Raw genomic sequence first — 2,644 nt, forward strand, 5'->3', positions numbered from 1 at the left:
GTGCGGCGAAAGTCGGCAGCGTCACGCCCGGCCGCAGCGCGACCAGGAACTTCAGTTTTTCGGTGAGTGTCGCAAGGCCCGTCGCGGTGATCCAGGAATCCTCGCAATTCTGGCCGGTCGGCAACAGCACGCCGGGAAAGCCGAGCCGGTCGACCGCCTGCGCGATCTCCTTGAAGTAGCCGAATTCGGGCGGCCGCTGCTGCTCCTCGGAACCGAGATAGGAGCCGTCGCCATGCGTCGGGATGAACCAGAAGAAATCGAGCGGTGCGGTGCTGGCAGGCGCGGTCATGTCTGGCACAGTCACGGGCGGATCTCCTGGAGATATGGGTGCGAACGCAAATGGCGCCGGGCGTTCTCACCCGGCGCCGTCAGGGGACAAGTCAGTTGCCGGGTGCCGTCCACACCGCGTCGGAGATACGGACCGCGTTCGGGATCAGCCCGAGCTTGAAGAAGCGGTCTGCGGTCGCCTGCTGGCCGGCGATGATCTCGTCGGTGATCGGGAAGATGCCGAATTTGGTGCGGTTGGCGGCGATGATCTGCGCGTCGAGCGGCACGCCGGTCACCTCATGCAGCGCCGCGGCCACCTTGTCGCGGTTCTGGTCGGCCCATTTCGCCGCCTCGCCCAAGGCTGATATCGTCGTGGTGACGGTTTCGGGATGCGCCTTGGCGAAATCCTTGTTGGCGAGGAAATAGGTGTTGACCTTCAGCACCTCGCTGGAGCGGGCCAGCACACGCGGCTGGTAGCGGGTTTCGGCGATGGCGAAGAACGGATCCCAGACGGTCCAGGCATCGATCTGGTCGCTGGCAAAGGCTGCGGCCGCATCCGCCGGGCTGAGATAGACCGGCGTGATCTGGTCGAACGGGATGCCGGCCTTCTCCAGCGCGGCGACGAGCAGATTATGCGCGCTGGTGCCCTTGCCGACACCGACGCGCTTGCCCTTGAGATCGGCGACCGACTGGATCGGCGACGCCGGCTTGACGAAGATCGCCTCGCCCTCGCCATTCGACGGCAGCGCTGCGGCATAGACGATGTTGGCACCGGCCGACTGGCCGAAGATCGGCGGCGCGTCGCCGGTCCAGCCGACATCGATGGCGCCGACATTGAGCGCCTCGACCAGCGGCGGACCGGCGGTGAACTCGACCCATTTGACCGTCACGCCCTTGTCTTCAAGTGCCTTCTCGATCACCTGCTGCTGCCTGGCGATCACCGGCAGGCCGGTCTTCTGATAGCCGATGCTGAACTGCTTCAGCTCCTGCGCCGTGGCGCCGGACGACACGGCAACCGTCGCCGCCAGCAGGCCGATGCCGAAAACACGTCTCGTTAGATTGAACATTGATCCCTCTCCTTCGCTGCGGATCGGCGCCGGAAATGGCCTCGCCGGTTGGAAGATGGATGAGGCTAGGTAATTCTATAAATTTAGTAGAGGAATGATTTTGCGAGTTAGAGGGGAGAATGGGAATTATCTTCTTTGGCTACCTGGAATTCGCCATCCTGGGGTCTGCGCTGCGTCGCTTCGCTCCTTGCCCCGCCCTAGGATGACGAAGACGCGGGGGCTAGTGCCAATCGCCAATCCCCTCACTGCGACCAGTACTGCCAGGCCCAGTAAAAACTCTCGTCGCGTGGCGGCAGGCGGTCGCGCTCGGCGTCCCAGCGGACCGGCGTTGGCGATTTCGGTTGCTGTTCAAGCGGCTGGCTTTCCCTGGTCCAGGCGAGAAGCCAATTGCCGGCTTGGGCGAACAGCACGGCGGTGGAATGGGTCATCGGCATTCTCTCCTGCTCTTCTGGTTCCCAATCATTCGCGTCCCGCCCACGGGACGAGCACGCGCTCGATCCTGCGGAGGGTGAATTCCAGCACGAAGGCAATGGCCGCGATCACCAATATGCCCATCACCACCACGTCGGTGACGAGGAACTGGGCGGCCGACTGGATCATGAAACCAAGCCCGCGCGTCGCCGCCACCAGTTCGGCGGCGACCAGCGTCGACCAGCCGGCGCCGAGCGCGATGCGCAGGCCGGTCAGGATCGCCGGCAGCGCGCTGGGCAGGATCACATGGCGGACCACTTGGCGCTGAGTAGCACCCAGTGAGCGCGCCGCATTGATGCGTTCCTGCGAAACGCCGCGAACGCCGGACGCGGTCGACAATGCCACCGGCGCCAGCATGGAAATAGTGATCACCAGGATCTTCGACGGTTCGCCGATGCCGAACCAGATGACGACCAGCGGCAGGTAGGCGAGCGGCGGGATCGGCCGCAGGAACTCAAGCAGCGGATCGAAGATGCCGCGCCCGATCGTGCTGATGCCGATGGCGAGCCCAACCGGCACGCCGACGAGGATGGCGGCGACCAGCGCGGCGAAAACCCGGCCCAGGCTGGCGATCGCATGCTGCAGCAGCGTCGCATCGACGAAGCCGTCGCGGGCGACGGTGATGAACTTGTTCCACACCGCAACCGGCGAGGGCAGGAACACTGGCGACACCAGTTGCAGGCGGGCCGACAGCGCCCACAGCGCCAGCACCACCAGGATGGTCACCACGCTGACCGCGCGCGCGGAAACGCCTTTGCGTTTCGGGCTGGACCGCGACCACGGCACCGACAGGCCGTCGGTCTCGTCGACCTTGTGTCCCGGCCGCTCGGTGTAGGAGG

General features: G+C 65.1%; 4 protein-coding genes. All 4 read right to left on the reverse strand.

The window, feature by feature from the left end:
- Positions 1–289 (reverse strand): LLM class flavin-dependent oxidoreductase (locus tag EN914_RS31425; RefSeq protein ID WP_164779048.1); only part of this gene is annotated, 289 nt, incomplete at its 3' end.
- A gap of 91 nt (positions 290–380) precedes the next feature.
- Positions 381–1,334 carry a sulfonate ABC transporter substrate-binding protein gene (locus tag EN914_RS31430; RefSeq protein ID WP_024502225.1) on the reverse strand — a complete coding sequence of 318 codons (954 nt, stop codon included), beginning with the start codon at positions 1,332–1,334 and terminating at the stop codon, positions 381–383.
- A gap of 242 nt (positions 1,335–1,576) precedes the next feature.
- A complete protein-coding gene (locus EN914_RS31435; RefSeq protein WP_013528709.1) occupies positions 1,577–1,762 on the reverse strand; it encodes a hypothetical protein in 186 nt (61 codons plus the stop codon).
- A gap of 31 nt (positions 1,763–1,793) precedes the next feature.
- Positions 1,794–2,644 (reverse strand): ABC transporter permease subunit (locus EN914_RS31440; protein ID WP_127389506.1); only part of this gene is annotated, 851 nt, incomplete at its 5' end.

Source organism: Mesorhizobium sp. M7A.F.Ca.CA.001.08.2.1 (assembly GCF_003998455.1).
Classification (GTDB): Bacteria; Pseudomonadota; Alphaproteobacteria; order Rhizobiales; family Rhizobiaceae; genus Mesorhizobium; species Mesorhizobium ciceri.